Source organism: Alteromonas sp. CH_MED4-4 (genome assembly GCF_037029575.1).
Classification (GTDB): domain Bacteria; phylum Pseudomonadota; class Gammaproteobacteria; order Enterobacterales; family Alteromonadaceae; genus Alteromonas; species Alteromonas macleodii.
Genome location: NZ_JAYMEU010000026.1, coordinates 54,912 through 70,627, shown reverse-complemented (window position 1 = coordinate 70,627; position 15,716 = coordinate 54,912). Strand labels below are relative to the sequence as shown.

At 45.0% G+C, this 15,716-nt stretch carries 14 protein-coding genes; 7 read left to right on the top strand and 7 right to left on the bottom strand.

The annotated features are described in order from the left end of the window. Positions 1-187: 187 nt before the first annotated feature. On the bottom strand, positions 188-556 hold the full coding sequence (locus tag WA381_RS16205) for a hypothetical protein (RefSeq protein ID WP_014977175.1): 369 nt from the start codon (positions 554-556) through the stop codon (positions 188-190). 332 nt (positions 557-888) lie between these two features. On the opposite strand from WA381_RS16205, the gene WA381_RS16200 reads away from it, so the two are divergent. After that, positions 889-1,347: a retropepsin-like aspartic protease gene (locus WA381_RS16200; protein ID WP_156086755.1), complete on the top strand. Its 459-nt coding sequence runs from the start codon at positions 889-891 to the stop codon at positions 1,345-1,347. 91 nt (positions 1,348-1,438) lie between these two features. Here WA381_RS16200 and WA381_RS16195 read toward each other — a convergent pair whose 3' ends face one another. The 3 genes from WA381_RS16195 to WA381_RS16185 all read right to left on the bottom strand — a co-directional run bounded on the left by WA381_RS16195 (position 1,439) and on the right by WA381_RS16185 (position 2,973). After that, a complete protein-coding gene (locus WA381_RS16195; protein WP_156086754.1) occupies positions 1,439-1,849 on the bottom strand; it encodes a hypothetical protein in 411 nt (136 codons plus the stop codon). 267 nt (positions 1,850-2,116) lie between these two features. Beyond that, positions 2,117-2,425, bottom strand: a complete 309-nt coding sequence (locus WA381_RS16190; RefSeq protein WP_075176947.1) for a hypothetical protein — start codon at positions 2,423-2,425, stop codon at positions 2,117-2,119. Continuing rightward, the gene (locus WA381_RS16185) at positions 2,425-2,973 is read right to left on the bottom strand and encodes a YaeQ family protein (protein ID WP_156086753.1); all 549 of its coding nucleotides are present in this window, start codon (positions 2,971-2,973) and stop codon (positions 2,425-2,427) included. The genes WA381_RS16190 and WA381_RS16185 overlap by 1 nt, the downstream gene beginning before the upstream one ends. A 256-nt stretch (positions 2,974-3,229) precedes the next feature. On the opposite strand from WA381_RS16185, the gene WA381_RS16180 reads away from it, so the two are divergent. Beyond that, positions 3,230-3,871, top strand: a complete 642-nt coding sequence (locus WA381_RS16180) for a peroxiredoxin-like family protein (RefSeq protein ID WP_156086752.1) — start codon at positions 3,230-3,232, stop codon at positions 3,869-3,871. 185 nt (positions 3,872-4,056) lie between these two features. On the opposite strand, the gene WA381_RS16175 is transcribed toward WA381_RS16180, so the two are convergent. Then, the gene (locus WA381_RS16175) at positions 4,057-4,965 is read right to left on the bottom strand and encodes a hypothetical protein (RefSeq protein ID WP_156086751.1); all 909 of its coding nucleotides are present in this window, start codon (positions 4,963-4,965) and stop codon (positions 4,057-4,059) included. Positions 4,966-5,270: 305 nt separating this feature from the next. Between WA381_RS16175 and add the strand changes: the two genes are divergently transcribed. The 5 genes from add (at position 5,271) to WA381_RS16150 (ending at position 12,729) form a co-directional block, all read left to right on the top strand. Then, entirely contained in the window at positions 5,271-6,266 is a 996-nt protein-coding gene (add, locus tag WA381_RS16170; RefSeq protein WP_156086750.1) for an adenosine deaminase, read from the top strand. 141 nt (positions 6,267-6,407) lie between these two features. After that, complete coding sequence (locus tag WA381_RS16165) at positions 6,408-7,838, top strand: glycoside hydrolase family 28 protein (protein ID WP_156086749.1); 1,431 nt, start codon at positions 6,408-6,410, stop codon at positions 7,836-7,838. Between the two features lie 84 nt (positions 7,839-7,922). Then, positions 7,923-8,282 (top strand): hypothetical protein, encoded by a 360-nt coding sequence (locus tag WA381_RS16160; protein WP_156086748.1) that lies wholly within the window; start codon positions 7,923-7,925, stop codon positions 8,280-8,282. 66 nt (positions 8,283-8,348) lie between these two features. Further along, positions 8,349-9,581 carry an efflux RND transporter periplasmic adaptor subunit gene (locus WA381_RS16155; protein WP_231506546.1) on the top strand — a complete coding sequence of 411 codons (1,233 nt, stop codon included), beginning with the start codon at positions 8,349-8,351 and terminating at the stop codon, positions 9,579-9,581. Between the two features lie 10 nt (positions 9,582-9,591). Then, positions 9,592-12,729, top strand: a complete 3,138-nt coding sequence (locus WA381_RS16150) for an efflux RND transporter permease subunit (RefSeq protein ID WP_156086746.1) — start codon at positions 9,592-9,594, stop codon at positions 12,727-12,729. A 16-nt stretch (positions 12,730-12,745) separates the two neighbouring features. On the opposite strand, the gene WA381_RS16145 is transcribed toward WA381_RS16150, so the two are convergent. Then, positions 12,746-13,315, bottom strand: a complete 570-nt coding sequence (locus tag WA381_RS16145) for a class GN sortase (protein WP_014950323.1) — start codon at positions 13,313-13,315, stop codon at positions 12,746-12,748. Between the two features lie 43 nt (positions 13,316-13,358). Then, positions 13,359-15,542 carry a marine proteobacterial sortase target protein gene (locus WA381_RS16140; RefSeq protein ID WP_156086745.1) on the bottom strand — a complete coding sequence of 728 codons (2,184 nt, stop codon included), beginning with the start codon at positions 15,540-15,542 and terminating at the stop codon, positions 13,359-13,361. Positions 15,543-15,716 lie beyond the last annotated feature (174 nt).

Genomic DNA, 15,716 nt, shown 5'->3' with positions numbered 1-15,716 from the left:
ACCTTGTTAACTTGATTGTTCAATTCCAAGTTTGGCACATTGCGATGCCGTTTGAGGGGGGAGACCATTCCATCGTTATATACATCGAAATAGAAAATGGCGTAAACAAGTATGCACAATAAAAAAGCGACTCACTCAGGCAAAAGTGAATCGCTTTGGTGCAATTTGTTGGTAGTAGAAAACGCTGTTAGTGGCGTTTGAACGGCGGGCGAGTACCGCGTTTTTGCGTGTCAGTTTGCTCTTCTAGCATTTCAAGTTGGGCAACGTCATATACAGGCATCATGGTTGTCACTCTTCGATACGGTGGCTTACCGCGCATGATGACTTCTTTCACTTCTACGTATTCAATAGCTTCTTGCCCTACTGATTCTAATTGCGCTACATCGTTAACCGATAAGCTTACGATCTTGCGTTTGAATGGCGGCTTTCCTGAATAATCAACTACTTGTACATCAACCGTTTCATCAGTTGATGATGTCATAGCTTGCGCTGCGTTTGCAGAAAAACCAAGTGAAACAGCCGTAATTAATGAACCCAATACATAGCGTAATTTCATGTCGTGTCCTCTCGTTGACATACTTACCTTTCTACATTGTATGAGCGAAAAAGTTCTAAACAATGACGATTGGTGATAGGTGATTGCTATCACCTAATTGGATATAGAGAATTTGAGTAATCAAGAGGATAGAGAGCAGTTGAAAGAGAAGTTACTGCGTTGAAAACGGAGTGTTTAACGTTGGTGCGGAGTAAATGGTTTTGTGCACTATTATGGTGCTGCGGCACCGTCTGGTATTGTAGAGTTTCGGTAAAATCAATCATTTACCCTTTGGTCTTTATCTTGCTGTCAATCAACACCTATGTAAAGTGTCGACAAAGGGTGTATGTGCGGTGAGTTTAAAATCTAAAATTCCCTTATTTTTTCTGCTAACTTTTTGGTTAGCGTGCACATCTGCCGTGTCAGCGATAGAGCAAAATATTCCTCTTTCACAAAGCAAAGGCGGAACACTGTACCTAGAAGCGACCCTAGAATCGAACATAAAGGCTTCGTTTCTATTAGATACGGGTTCAAGCTTATTAACCCTCAATCAAGCTACGTTCGACGCGCTAACAAAAAATCAAAAGCTTCTTGCCACCAGAACCTCTGCTGCCAGAATGGCAAATGGAAAGATCGTTAAAATATCTCAGTATCAATTAAACTCGGTTCGTATAGGAAATACGTGCGAAGTGGGGCCAGTGGAAGTGGCCGTGCTTCCCAAAGGGAACAATATTTTAGGTATTAATACGTTGCTTAGGGTCGCACCTTTAACTATAACACCAGACGCTGTTATTTTAGCCGGGTGTGAATAGCGTGAATGATTCACTTTTGTTTGATTAAACAGCAATAAAAAAGCGAACCCGAAGGTTCGCTTTCAAATGTGCTTTTCGCTGGAAGTTTAAATTAATCGTCGCACTCGCTAACGTCGCCGCCCATTTGCTCTTTCATTTTTACGCAAGCTTCATAAGCTTTCTTCGCTGCGGCGTCTTTAAATTCGCCTGCTTTCTCAGCTGTTGCGTCGTATGCGTCAGAGGCCATTTTCTTGCCATCTTCATATGCGTCTGAAGCCATCTCTTTGCCGTCATCAAAGGCATCAGAAGCCATTTCTTTACCTTCTTCGTAAGCTTCAGAGCTCGCGTCTTTGGTTTTATCCCAAGAATCTGCAGCACTTTCTTTTGCGCTGTCATAGGCGTTTGCTGTCGCTTCGCCCGCTTTTTCCATCTCTTTTTTTACTTCGCTTTTCGTCTCTTCGCTAGACTCAGTACAGCCCATTAAAGACAGTAACAGTGCTAACGCCATTGCTTTAGTTTTCATTGTGAAGCTCCTTTTGCTGGGATAGTGGCTTGTTTCAAAGCCGGTCAACATGGTGTGTTCAAATATCCATTGTATACGTTCAAGATGCCTACCGTTTTATTGTCATATTCGGCAAGCTGAATATTCGACGAGACCAGTCTAGCCTACTTACCTGATAAAGTGTAAGTAGACTTTATACCGAAAAATGAAAGGATTATAACCAAAAACAAACCTAGCTAAGATTGAACAAAGAAGTTGGGTATCCTGTTCTGCAAAGCGTGATGTGGGTTACTCTTCTGGGCCTTGTGTGGTGAATATAAGATGTCGACGCATATCTTTTAACACTACGCCTTTTTTAAGTAGCGCTGCGCTTAATTTTCGCTGCCACTTCTTTAGCTCAGGTTCAGCGTTTGACACCGCTTCTTCATTTTCGAATTGAAAGCGAAGCAGTAACGAGCCGGGGAATTGGTGATACTGAACGTCAAACCAACACTGTTGCATACCATTTAACTCTTCAAGCGCTTGGGCTTCAAGGCTATCGGCTACACTAAAAACCAGTGCTTGCTGTTTGAGTTGAACGGCAGAGAGTTTTTTCATTACAACTGCTTCTCTATAGACACTTCAACGCTCTCGGTGACATCTGCACCTTCAATGGTTAGCCACATTTGTCCATCTTGAATAGTAACCTGTATTTGCATAGAGCGATGAACAGCATTGGCCAAAGTAGCGGCAAGCGACTCTGGCAAGGTAAAAACTGATAAGTTCTTTTTGGTTTGTAGCTTGTTATGTTCTTTCTTCCACCACGCGTCGAAGCTGTTGTCGGCGTAGGAATAAATCATCATTTGTTGGCTTTGATTGCAGCCCTTTTTGATGCGCTGTTCAGAGGGTTGGCCTAACTCAATCCACAGCTCTATTTCATCGCTAAAACTCTTTTGCCATAAATCTGGAACGTCATCGTCAGACAGCCCTTTGGTAAACTGTAGGCGTTCATGAGCATTAACAATAAACGCAACCACGCGCAACATCATTCGTTCGTCATTTTCAGAAGGGTGACGGGCAATAGTAAGGTTGTGGTCGTTATAGTAACTGCGATCCATATCCGTTATGGATATGTCAGCTTTAAAAATGGTCGCTTTAAGAGCCATGGTGTTCCTGCTTTGTTCTTAGGAGGCTTGAAGTTAACCCCGTGTGCTATGTAAAAAAGTGGCATAGCAAGTTTTGGCGCTATAGTAGCAGTAAAAAGCAAATTTCGCTGTAGGTGAGTAGCGCCCATTACAAGTATTTGTCGGTTTATTTATTGGAGTGCGAAATTTCTAGTGAAGCTTCTCGGTCATATTGGACATCGCGCAAAGCGCGGATAACCAAAAACTAAACAAACAAAAATGATAACGGAGAGGGTTGATGAAGAGACTAGTGGCTATGGCGATGTTAATGTTCGGCTGTATAGCAGGCGCATCAAATGCGTATGCTTTGGAGCGCGGCACTATTGCAGAAGATGCAGATTCAGTAACGCCGTTGCTTAATGGTCAAGTGGCGCCTAAAACAACGCTTAAAATGGCAGATGGCTCGCCGGTAAGCTTACAAGCGCTTACTATGCAAAAGCCCAGCATTGTACTTTTTTATCGCGGCGGGTGGTGCCCGTATTGTAATGAGCAGCTTGCCCAGCTTAAAGATATTGAAAAAGACTTGGTGGATATGGGCTATCAGATTTTGGCCATTTCACCTGAATCACCAGAGCGCTTGCAAGAGCAAAAGCTTGAAACAGAATTCTTGGTTACGCTTTTATCCGACGACAAACTAGAGACTATTCGTGAGTTCGGCGTTGGATTCTACCTAGATACTGTGACTGAGTTAAAGTACAAAACCTATGGCATTAACTTAACAAAAGATGAAAGTGGTAATAGTGTTTTACCAGCACCCAGCATCTTCATGCTCAATAAAAAAGGGCAGGTTTTGTTTAGCTATGTTAACCCAGACTTCAAAGTTCGTCCGTCGGCAGACTTAGTTTTAGCGGTTGCGAAAACCCTTAAAAAAGAAATGTAATGCGAATAGCCTTACCAAGGCGTTGTTCCTGGTAAGGCATGCCAAAAGAACTTTATGATATCGAGCACTACATTTCATCGTGTCTAATATTGATTCAGTTAGATTCGCACGTATTTGACTGTCATAACGAGCTGTACTTAACCATTCACCAAGTCACCCTATCTCAAACTGTAAGGAGTAAGCATTTACACTGAGATCAATGAAGTGATGTGCGTGGCTAGACGTTTAGGTTCAATATAAGTGTCGCCTTTACAGTTGTTTACGACGCTTAATAGCTGAGTAAGTAAGTGTTTATTCGCTACGTTCCGCTGACATATGGCGTGAACGGTATTGAGTTCAAGTGTACTTGCTAACGCGTACACACCTTTCAAATTGCGATTCATTAGAAGCGTGTTTAACACGCGGTTAGCGGTGTATCGACGCCACGCCATATGAAAGCTGTCGAAATCGCACGTTAAGTCAACAGTTAATGCCACACGAAGCGCCCAAGACAATGGGCGAAAGTGTAAAAGATGTTCGGTTAGTAAGAATATTTCAAGTGCATGGTCAACAAACGGTGACGGCTTAGCAGTATCAGTAAGCTCAATAATGGGGAATAGCCCTTCGGCGGCGAACATAGACTCTACGAATTCAAAGGTGTAATACCCGTTACCATGAAGAGCAAGAAGGCATGTCTCAATTTCATCGAGAAGCGCTTCATCGAGGGTATTAGCAACGTCTTGAAGCGTTAGGTTATCTAAAAACTTCGCAATGTTCGGGTAGAGGGCATTAATCTCAGCCCATTTACTTTCTTTTGAATGACGTAAGGCCCTCTGATATTTGAGAACGTCGTCATGCCGTGTTAAATCGATTTGGGTGTGCGATTCGTTTCTCGAATAAATCCATCCTGCCCAAGCTATCATTGGCGAGTCCGCTAATCCAAGTGCGTGGAGCTCATTGAGCGAAGAACCTAATGAGCATACCGCTTCCACCAAGCCATGGGCTGCCTTTACATCTTTCCCCATAAAATCGGGTTCTTCTTGCATATGTTCGAATGAATACACGCCATTACGCCAGCCTGCTAAATAGCAGCCTTCTATACATTTTCCGCACATGACTGTGCTCCTGTTAGTGTTTTTTGGTGATAATGAAAAGGCCTGTTGCTCTTTGGTGGTATTTAGCCTGTGTGACAAGGCGCACGCCAACGAGCAACTGGCTCGTTGCTATTGAAAGTTATGAAAAGTAATCAAGAAAAGCATCGATAGAGTGAAGTTAGATGCCAAGAGCGAACTTAAGACAAATTTTGATTCAAAAAAAGTACTGTTTTGTCCCGCTATAAAAAAGTTATTTTCTGCAAGAGTGCGAGGTTTACAGTGCCAAGTGGTATAGTAGGGCTTACGCCTTAACTCATCGTATTTCCATGATAAATAAAAACTTTCCATTACTTGATTTGCATCGTCATTTAGATGGCAATGTACGTCTGCAAACCATTCTGGAGCTTGGTCAGCAATTTAACATTTGTTTGCCTGCTTATTCGTTAGAGGGCTTGCGACCCCATGTTCAAGTAATGGAAATCGCCCCCGATTTGGTGTCATTTTTAGATAAGCTTACTTGGGGCGTTAAGGTGTTAGGCAGTCTCGACGCCTGCAAACGGGTGGCGATAGAGAATGTAGAAGATGCAGCTAAGCAGGGTATTGACTACACAGAGCTGCGTTTTAGTCCTTATTTCATGGCTGAAAGTCACGGGCTACCGACACAAGGTGTGGTTGAGGCCGTAATAGACGGTGTAAAAAGCGCAACTAAAGATCACGATGTTAAAGTTAATCTCATCGGTATTTTGTCGCGTTCTTATGGCGCAAAAGTATGTCAGCATGAGCTAGATTCAATCTTGGCCTGTAAAGCGCATATAACTGCAATTGATTTGGCGGGTGATGAAAAAGGCTTTCCTGGCAACATGTTCATAGAGCACTTTACAAAAGTGCGCCGCGAAGGGCTGCCTATCACAATTCATGCAGGTGAAGCAGTAGGCCCGCTGAGCATTTGGCAAGCCATTAACGACTTAGGTGCTGTGCGAATAGGGCACGGCGTTAATGCTATTAATGATGCTAAGCTAATGGACTATTTGCGCGACAACCGTATTGGTATTGAAAGCTGTTTAACCAGCAACGTATTGACGAACACGGTCACATCATTAACTGAGCACCCGTTAACCACCTTTTTGGATCACGGCATACTCGCCTGCCTGAATACCGACGATCCGGCAGTTCAAGGTGTAGAGCTAGAACACGAATTCTCCGTTGCAGCTAAGCAAGCTGGCCTTATGCCTTCTCATATTAAACAAGCGCAAGAGAATGCGCTGGCAATTGCTTTTTTAAGTGAAAGCGAAAAAGCCGCACTTAAGCGCAAAGTAAACTAATCCCAAAGATAAAAATCGTGCCGTGGTTAAGCGGACAGTAACATTATTTTGATTAATAATGCCACCGGTGGCATTATTATCGTGATGTGAATATTTTGTTTCTTAAACGTAATAAGTTGCGACTTAAATAATGGAGCTTTTATGCTGCGCTTTATACCTGATGTTGACCGTTCTATGAGTAGCTACCCCAGCCGTTTCACACACCGCCGGGCTCTGGGATGGGTGGCGTTTATTGTGACCCTTCTAACTTGTTCCTATGTGTCGGCATCTACTGACGAAGACTGGAAAATTGCTGAACAGATTGTAAATCAGATTCAGCTGCCGAATATTCCAAATGAAAAATTTGTAGTTGATGTGAGTGATACCTCACTAAGCGCAGCGCGAGCGCCAATTCAAAGTGTAATTGACGAGGCTTCTGCCAGCGGCGGCGGTATTGTTGTGGTGCCTAAAGGAACATGGCAAGTAGACGGTCCTATTCGTCTTAAAAGCAAAGTGAATTTGCACCTAGAGGAGGGCGCTACTCTGCTGTTTTCCGGCGACCCTTCGCACTACCTACCCGTGGTTAAAACCCGTTGGGAGGGGACTGAGGTATTTACCTATTCACCGCTAATTTACGCGCTAAATGTAGAAGATGTGGCCATTACGGGTAAAGGCACTATCGACGGAAATGCCCAATCGGCGTTCATTGGCTGGTATGAGAAACAAAATACAGATATGCATGCGCTTCGTAAAATGGGGTTTGATGGCGTTCCAGTAGAGAAGCGTCAGTTCGGTGAAGGGCATTACTTGCGCCCTCCGCTTATTCAGTTTTTCCACGCCAAGCGTGTGCTGCTTGAAGATTATACAGCCCTTAATTCCCCGTTTTGGGTTAATCATCTGGTTTATACGTCTCATGCTATGGTGAGACGAGTGAAGGTAGAAAGTCACCTGTACAATAACGACGGATTAGACATTGAGTCGAGCCAGTTTGTGCTTGCTGAAGATAATCACTTTAGAACCGGTGATGACGGTATCGTTATTAAGTCTGGCAGAGACGCCGACGGTCGAAATATAGGTATACCTAGCACAGACATTGTTGCGCGAAACAATGATTTAGGCGGGGAAGACGGCATTGGTCTTGGTTCGGAAATGTCTGGCGGCATTAAGCGCGTATTTTTTGAGAACAACATCTTGCATGAAGGCGACTCAGCATATCGCTTTAAGAGTAACTTAGACAGAGGCGGGCGCGTCGAAATGGTTCGAATTAGAGGCAGTAAAGTGGCTTCGTTTAAACACTTATTCTGGTTCCAGCTAAACTACCCAAGTAATTTACACGGTAATTTTCCGGCTACCTATACCGACATTATTATTGAAGATTTAACGGTAGAAAATGTAGGAACGGTTTTGGAAATTCACGCTCCAGATGCAGCTCCTGTGCATAACGTTAAGTTTAAAGACATTAAAATCAAGGAAGCAGAAGAAATTCTTATCCTAGAAAATGCCGACGATATTAGCTTTGAAAATGTCACCATAGGTGAGCAAATCTGGAACGGCACGTTTTCTTCGCTGCACATTGAATCTGTTACTCGCTAGAAAACAGGTTAAACGCGATAGGTTGTTCGCATTGGTCGTGTATTTTTGATAATTTACTGACGACTCCCTTAAGAGATATAGATTGTGAACCGAAACTTTGCTGTCAAAATACTGCTAATACTAGCGATTGTGTTGCAATCGTTTAATGCAGTGTCAGCTTTGTTAGACGCTCACCAAGTCGATGCACAGCATCTTGAGACGGTTCACGATCATGCCTCTGACAAGAAAAGTGTTGCTGAAAATCAAGTCACTGACGCCGATGGTGATGATCACAGCATAAACGACGGCCATCACTGTGGACATTGCAGCGGCAGTCATTTTTCTTGGGTTTTAGTAAAAGCCTATTCTCCAAACATTGCTTTTGTTAACTCGGGAAAAATTCTCAAAGAAGGGGCTTCTCCCTTTCGAATAAGTGGTTTCATTTACCGCCCTCCCATTGCTTAACGTTTGAACTAATTGGCCCTTTGGCGCCGTGGAAAAAATTTAGTTAAAACAAACGTTGAGATCATTATGAAGAACTCTAAAACGGTCGTAGGCGCAGTCCTGACGACATTGTTGTGCGTGCCTGTCAGCCGTGCAACTACAGCGATAGAAAACGACAAGAACATTGATGCACCTATTCAGTACTTCCTAGCACATGAAAGTGGCTCGCATCAGCATGAGAAAGCGCACGAGCCTGAGGAAAATCATAAGCCTGAGGTAAGTCATCAATCTGAGGTGAATCACCAGCCTGAGGAGGTAGCCCTTACTGAGCAGCAAAGGCAACTTGCAGGCGTTCAAACCTCCGTAATAGAACCTCGTATTTATAACCAACGCGTTTACGCGCCTGGTGAAGTAAAAGTAAATGGATACTCAAGCTCATTGGTGTCTCCTCGGACTGATTCGGTAGTGATTAGTCGACACGCGTCTCTTGGGGATGAAGTGGAAAAAGGGCAGGTGCTTGTCACCTTGTTCAGCGAAACCATTGCCCAGTCTCAAGCCGAATTTCTTATTGCTTCATCCAATTACAGTCGGGCAAAAAAGCTAGACAAAAACACCATAAGCGAAAGCGCGTTAGTTGAAGCTGAGAATCGTTACAAAGCGAGCTACGGAGAGCTAATTGCATTTGGACTTACTCCTAACGCGATTTCAAGCATCACTGCTTTAGACCTTGACGCTTTCGGTCAGTATGAGCTTGTCGCCGTGCGCGATGGCGTGGTGTTACAAGACAACTTCATGCAAGGGCAAAGGGTGTTAGCTGGCGAAACAGTCATGTTGCTGGCAGACGAGAGCGATATTTGGATAGAGGCCAGCTTGCCAGCCACTAGCACGTTTCCTGTTCAGGTAGGCGATACGGCGCAAGTCATATTTAACGGTGAGCATTTTACCGCGCAGGTTATTCAACAGTCGCACATTATCGACCCACTTACCCGTACTCGCACTGTCCGCTTAGCTATACGCAATACCACCCATAGCCTTCATGCCGGTATGTTCGTCGACGTACTGTTTAGTGTGCCCACTCCATCTCCTGTAATGGCAGTACCTGAAACTGCAATGGTGAGAAGTACCGACGGAGACTGGGTTATCTATGTTGAAAACGAAGCGTCGGGGGCATTTACCCCTGTTGAGGTACAGCGAGGGGAAGCGCTCGGCGAATACCGACGTATAGAGGGCGTAGAAACTGGAACGCGGATTGTTACCCAAGGTGCATTCTTTGTCGCCTCTGAACTAGCGAAAAGCGGATTTAATCCGCACAACCATTAGGAGGCTAATTATGTTTAATCGAATAATAGATTGGTCGGTAGACAATAGTATTTTAGTGGTTGGGCTGCTGTTAGGCATAATTGCGGGTTCGGCGATGCTTTTGCCGTCGCTGAATTTGGACGCTTTCCCTGATGTAACCAATGTTCAGGTAAGTGTAAATACCGAAGCGCCGGGGCTTGCCGCAGAAGAGATTGAGCAACTTATTACCTACCCAATTGAAGCTGTAATGTATGCGTTGCCTGATGTTGAAGAAGTGCGCTCCATCTCTAAAACCGGGCTTTCAGCGGTTACCGTTGTGTTTAAAGAGGGAACCGATATTTATTTTGCCCGTCAGCTTGTTTTCGAGCGCTTGCAAACAGCAAGAGCCTTCATTCCTGAAAACGTAGGAACGCCAGAAATGGGGCCAAATACGTCTGGGCTAGGTCAAATTTATCAATACTCCCTCATTGCAGATGACGGTGCGAAATATGATGCAATGGCGCTGAGAAGCCTTAACGACTGGGTAGTAAAGCTGCTACTTATGCCCGTAGATGGCGTGACAGATGTGCTGTCTTTTGGTGGGGAAGTTCGCCAGTACCAAGTGAACGTAGATCCGTCAAAGTTACTTGCTTATGGGTTATCTCAACAGGACCTTGTTATAGCGTTGCAACGCAATAACACTAATGTTGGCGGGTGGTATCTTGAACGGGGGCAAGAACAACTTGTTGTGCGTGGAACGGGGTGGTTGGCAAGTGGTGAGCAGGGAATTCACGATATTGAGCAGGTGCCGGTAAAAACGGTAGATGGCGTGGTGGTAACGGTGTCTGATCTTGCTGATGTTAAAACCGGGCCTGAAATACGACAGGGCGCGGTCACTCTGTCTCAAAGGGCATCTGATGGCAAGGTAGAACAGCTTGGTGAAGTGGTAACAGGCATAGTATTAAAACGGATGGGGGCTAACACCAAAGCTACCATTGATGGCATAAATTCAAGAGTTGCGCTTATTAATCAGGCGTTACCTGAAGGGGTACGCTTCACGCCTTTTTATGATCAGGCAAACCTGATTGAAAAAGCAATTTCTACCGTAGTTAAGGCATTGACCATCGCCTTTGTTTTTATCACCATCGTTCTCGCCCTTTTCTTAATGAACGTGGGCGCAACGTTTCTTGTGCTCATCACTATTCCAATCGCGATAGCAATGGCGTTGGCCATCATGGCTTTCATGGGGCTGTCTGCAAATTTGATGTCGCTTGGCGGAATAGCGGTGGCTATTGGTATGTTAGTAGACGGTTCCGTAGTGATGGTTGAAAACATCTTTAAGCGATTAAATACCAACACTTCGAGCTCGCATGAAGATGCCCAATCTTTCAAATCATCTGTAAAACTAGCGGGGAAGGAAGTCGCTAGACCTATCTTTTTCGCTGCATCGATAATTCTAGTGGTCTTTGCTCCTTTGTTTAGTTTTGAGGGAGTAGAAGCCAAGCTTTTTCAGCCTATGGCTATCAGTATTATGCTTGCTGTACTTTGTGCCACTGTCGTTGCGCTGTTCTTCGTTCCTGCCTTAGCCACATTTCTATTTAAACGAACTAGGGATGTGAAGCCGAGCGCTATGTTGATACCTGTTGAGCGGGCTTATCAAAGGGCGCTTTCTTTTACGTTGCTGCATACCAAGTGGCTAGTGTTAGTGGTTGGTTTGCTTCTGGTTTCCGCTGTTGCCCTTGTGCCAAAAATTGGCACCGAGTTTGTTCCTGAACTAGAAGAAGGAACAATAAACTTGCGTGTTACCTTGGCACCGTCTTCAAGCCTAGAGACTTCATTAGCGGTAGCCTCAACGTTAGAAGAAAAGCTGTTGGCGTTTCCCGAAGTATCTTATGCGCTAAGTCGTATAGGCCGCGCTGAAATAGGCGGCGACCCAGAACCGGTCAACAACATCGAAATTTACATCGGGTTGAAACCTGTTTCAAAGTGGGAAAGCGCGAGAAATCGTGATGAGCTACAGCAAAAAATGCAGGCTGAATTGTCGGAGTTCCCCGGCCTTCTACTTAACTTTTCTCAGCCTATTGCCACCCGTGTAGACGAACTGCTTTCCGGTGTGAAAGCACAGCTAGCCGTTAAATTATTTGGGCCAGACTTGGCTGTTCTAAGTGCTAAGGGACGAGAAATAGAGAGCGCTATTCAAAACGTAAAAGGAACCAGAGACGTGGCGATGGAACAAATTGTGGGGGAAGCTCAGCTGGTTATTGCTCCTGACAGACAAGCGTTATCACGCTATGGCTTATCGGTGAGTGACATAATGGAAGTGGTACAAGACGGGGTAGGAGGTGTAGCCGCAGGTCAAATCATTAACGGAAATGAACGCTACGATATTTACGTTAGGTTAAAAGAAAGCGCTCGAAAAAGCAGCGACACCATAGCAGATATTCGACTTCAATCGCCCAGTGGTGCCTGGCTTCGTATTGGCGATGTAGCATCGGTATCTTATGTATCCGGGCCTCCGCAAATACGCCGAGATGACGTTCAGCGTCGCGTAGTGGTGCAAGCGAACGTCCAAGGAAGAGATATGGGCAGCGTGGTTCAAGAGATACAAAGCGCCATATCTTCAAGGGTGAATTTGCCCTCAGGGTATACGGTGCAAATAGGCGGGCAGTTTGAGAGCCAACAGCGTGCTCAGAAAAAATTGTCGCTCATCGTGCCGCTTTCTTTGGTATTGATTGCGGTTCTGCTTTACCTCGCGTTTAATTCTCTGGGTCAAGCGATGCTAATACTGGTTAATGTGCCACTTGCCATCATCGGAGGCGTGTTCTCTTTGTACTTATCCGGCCAATATCTGTCAGTACCAAGTTCAGTCGGCTTCATAACACTATTTGGTGTTGCCGTTTTAAATGGCGTAGTGATGGTGGAAAGTATCAACCAACGGATGAAAAGGGGGATGACTGTTGAAAGCGCTGTTTTCACTGGTGCTACATCCAGGCTAAGGCCAGTTCTGATGACGGCGGTAACGTCTGCACTAGGGTTGGTACCTATGTTGATGTCAAACGGTGTCGGCGCCGAAATTCAGCGGCCGCTCGCAAGTGTTATCGTGGGTGGGCTGGTTACTGCAACGCTTTTAACGCTCTTTGTGTTACCTGCCTTGTACAGCGTATTTTCGCCCAAACAAGCGGCTAATTAATTGTGGGCGAACCTATTTAGGTTCGCTGGGTTTCAGTTTCGACCAGCTCAACAACAAGGCGTAAATTACTTTGTGTTGATACCGCATTAAATGGGTAGCAGGTAACTAAATAGAGCTGCTGCCCATTTACATCTACTTTCATTGCCGAGGCAGCATCGACTATCGTCTTCGATACAACCCGATAGGTTACCCATTGTGAGTTCGGCAACTGTAATTGCATAATATCTCTGGCTCTCACCTTCTTTAAGAACGTGAAGTGAGTATCTCTATGCCCGCCAATCACACTACCACCCTGTCCGAGTGGGGGCGAGTCGGTGTGGTGTCCAGGGCCAAATGCAAGGGCGTTTCCCTGTGCGCCTTCTAGTACATACAGCTGCGTCTCGCTTTTTGCATGAACCAGCTTGCCCACTGGCCAAGTATCAGACCAACGCCAAGGCTTCTGGTTAGCGCCAGTGGCTAGCGTTTCTTCCCACGAAGATTGAATTAAATATTGCGCCAGTTCAGCTTTCAATAATATCCAGCCAGCTTTGCCAAAACTGGCTGTGGCGATCAAGACTAAGATGATGGTAAAAGAGTATTTAATCATTGTTTGTCCAAGCCATATTAAGTCAAAAAATAAAGAAATGAGTTTAAGGTGCTAACCTCGTCCCCCCCTTGTTTCGCAAAAAGGCGATGCTGTGAAAAAGCGACAATAAAAGTATGGCAATCATGCCTAATACGACATGTTCAGATACACCCGCTGCGGTTTGGGGGTAACTGATTTGTCTGAATTGCGTTCCCTGTGGCATTAGGTTTCTTACGTTTTCGGTGGAAGACGGTATGCGCTGTGTATTTGCTATTTTTTCTTCAATAGCAACGAAGCTGGTGAACTCTGTTATAAGTTTATGGGGCAGGGCTACAGCAAGAATGTCCTGTTTTACTTCATCTACATTTCGCCCTAACGCTTTTTCATCCATTAACGCCGCCACTTTCTTTCTTGCCCAAGCAGTCGCTACGCCAAGGTGTTGAGTAGAACCTGTCGACGTTGGTGCTATAGCTACCGAACGGGTCCACTCGCGAGTAGTGCCCTGCTTGTCTACAAGTGCGCCTTGAAGAGTTATTTTTCCGCTTGTACCGGCGTTATGAGGCAGTTTCACATTCAAAAGCAAAGGAACTCCCGCGTATAAATCAGGGATCTTAGAAGGGTAAATCTCTGCTGACTGTGCATAGCCAGCTGGTAGAGTGAGGCTTAAATCACTCAACACAGGGCTTTCTAATTTATAAAGCAAGCTATCCATTTGCTGTTTAATATCTGCCGTATTGCTAACAAATACATAGCTTCCGCGACCAAACTGAGCGGCTCGGGTCATAAAATAGCTATTAGGCGCGCTGCCTATGCCTACTGTAAAAAGGCGCGCATCACCCAGTTCGTTCTTTATTTGCGAGAACAATGCAGCTTCATTGCCTACCGCACCATCGGTAATAAAGACAACTTGTTTTATAAAATCTTTAGTTGTCGTGCGCTTAAGTGCGGCATTAAGCGCTGGCGCCATTTCAGTGCCGCCCCCTGCATTGAGGTGCTTTACAAAATCCCTCGCATATTGCTTGTTTCGTGTTGTTCCCTCTACGGAGGTTTCAAACAAACGCGTGGTATCATTGTTAAATGAAACAACATTAAATCGGTCTTTCTCACTCAAGCGGTCTATCGCTAATTGTAAACTCTCTTTTGCGTCGACAATCGGGCGACCTCCCATAGAGCCTGACGTGTCGATAACGAAGGTGATATCGCGATCAAAATCCTGTAAATCTTGGCTCTTCACTTGTGGCGGCATTAGCATAACAAGGGCGTAGTCATGCTGACCTTTCGATTCAGTGAAAATAGCTGCTTGTGGTGCACTAGAGGGCGAGGGCTGCCACTCTAGCCAAATGTCTCGGTCCATTTTGATATTGCTTTGATTAAAGGTGACAAGATAATTACCTGTCGATTCTGACAAATTCACACGGTGATTTCTGCTAGTGACGCTATTAAGCGTTAAACCAGTATTTAGTGTTGCGTTGAACGTAAGTTGCGGGCCTTCATTGCCTTCTCTCATATAAGGCGTGATAGCTCTGGCATCGGGTACCTGATCTGTGGGTTCTCCCCAACCTGTACCTGATATTTCAGCCTCTATATTCTCGTTAAACTGATTTAGCGGAATGCCGGGCGAATAGCGAGGAGTGAGCGTAGTAGGCAAGTGAAAAGTAAATTTTCCATCGCGGTAGTCTACCTGTTGGACATACTGAAGTGTCACCATTATTTCCTCACCTGGCGCTATATTCGCGACCTGCTGGGTGAATAAATTTGGGCGTTGTTGCTCTGTTAAACTGGCTTTCTTTCCCGCTTTTTTGGCCGCTTCAAATGCTTCTTTCGCTTCTGCCTTCGGCTTAATTTGACCCCGGATTATTCTGTCTCCTATACGCATTTCCATACTGTTAATCGCCGCGTTTTCATTAAGCGGAAAGGTGTAAACGGCATGCTTCCATTCATTACTGGTGTTAGTGAATTTTTGAGAATAGGTAACGTGCGCAATCATGCCATTCACCTGTAAATTTACGTCAGTTGAATGCAATAGAGCGGGGGAAGACTCACCGTCCACGCTTTGCAGCATCAATTCGCCAGACTCAGCGCGACTTAGCGGACTAACTACTACACCAAGCAGAAAGCAGAGGAAGGAAGTAAGGATAAGCAACCTGTGATTACGCGGCTTGGCTGCATGTTGCCGTTCCCTCAACCAAGGTTTGTGAGTATTGGCAGGCGTTAAATAATCCCGTTTGGGTGTTTTGGAAAATAGCATGATAGTGGCACTGAGTTAACGAACGGTAACTTCTATTTAAAAAAACAAATAGGGCGTTCATAGGCGAAACAATGGGGCAAGTTTGTGATGAATTGTGTCGTTGTTAATTTAATCAGGCTGTTCGTTGAATTGGCGGCGCTTTTAAAGGTGGAAGGTAACACGCCTTGTATTGCT

Excerpts from the sequence above, each read along its gene's own strand:
- WA381_RS16165 (WP_156086749.1), top strand. The coding sequence starts at position 6,408 with ATGCTGCGCTTTATACCTGATGTTGACCGTTCTATGAGTAGCTACCCC.
- WA381_RS16185 (WP_156086753.1), bottom strand. The coding sequence starts at position 2,973 with ATGGCTCTTAAAGCGACCATTTTTAAAGCTGACATATCCATAACGGAT.
- WA381_RS16195 (WP_156086754.1), bottom strand. The coding sequence starts at position 1,849 with ATGAAAACTAAAGCAATGGCGTTAGCACTGTTACTGTCTTTAATGGGC.
- WA381_RS16180 (WP_156086752.1), top strand. The coding sequence starts at position 3,230 with ATGAAGAGACTAGTGGCTATGGCGATGTTAATGTTCGGCTGTATAGCA.
- add (WP_156086750.1), top strand. The coding sequence starts at position 5,271 with ATGATAAATAAAAACTTTCCATTACTTGATTTGCATCGTCATTTAGAT.
- WA381_RS16150 (WP_156086746.1), top strand. The coding sequence starts at position 9,592 with ATGTTTAATCGAATAATAGATTGGTCGGTAGACAATAGTATTTTAGTG.
- WA381_RS16145 (WP_014950323.1), bottom strand. The coding sequence starts at position 13,315 with ATGATTAAATACTCTTTTACCATCATCTTAGTCTTGATCGCCACAGCC.
- WA381_RS16155 (WP_231506546.1), top strand. The coding sequence starts at position 8,349 with ATGAAGAACTCTAAAACGGTCGTAGGCGCAGTCCTGACGACATTGTTG.
- WA381_RS16205 (WP_014977175.1), bottom strand. The coding sequence starts at position 556 with ATGAAATTACGCTATGTATTGGGTTCATTAATTACGGCTGTTTCACTT.
- WA381_RS16175 (WP_156086751.1), bottom strand. The coding sequence starts at position 4,965 with ATGTGCGGAAAATGTATAGAAGGCTGCTATTTAGCAGGCTGGCGTAAT.
- WA381_RS16140 (WP_156086745.1), bottom strand. The coding sequence starts at position 15,542 with ATGCTATTTTCCAAAACACCCAAACGGGATTATTTAACGCCTGCCAAT.
- WA381_RS16190 (WP_075176947.1), bottom strand. The coding sequence starts at position 2,425 with ATGAAAAAACTCTCTGCCGTTCAACTCAAACAGCAAGCACTGGTTTTT.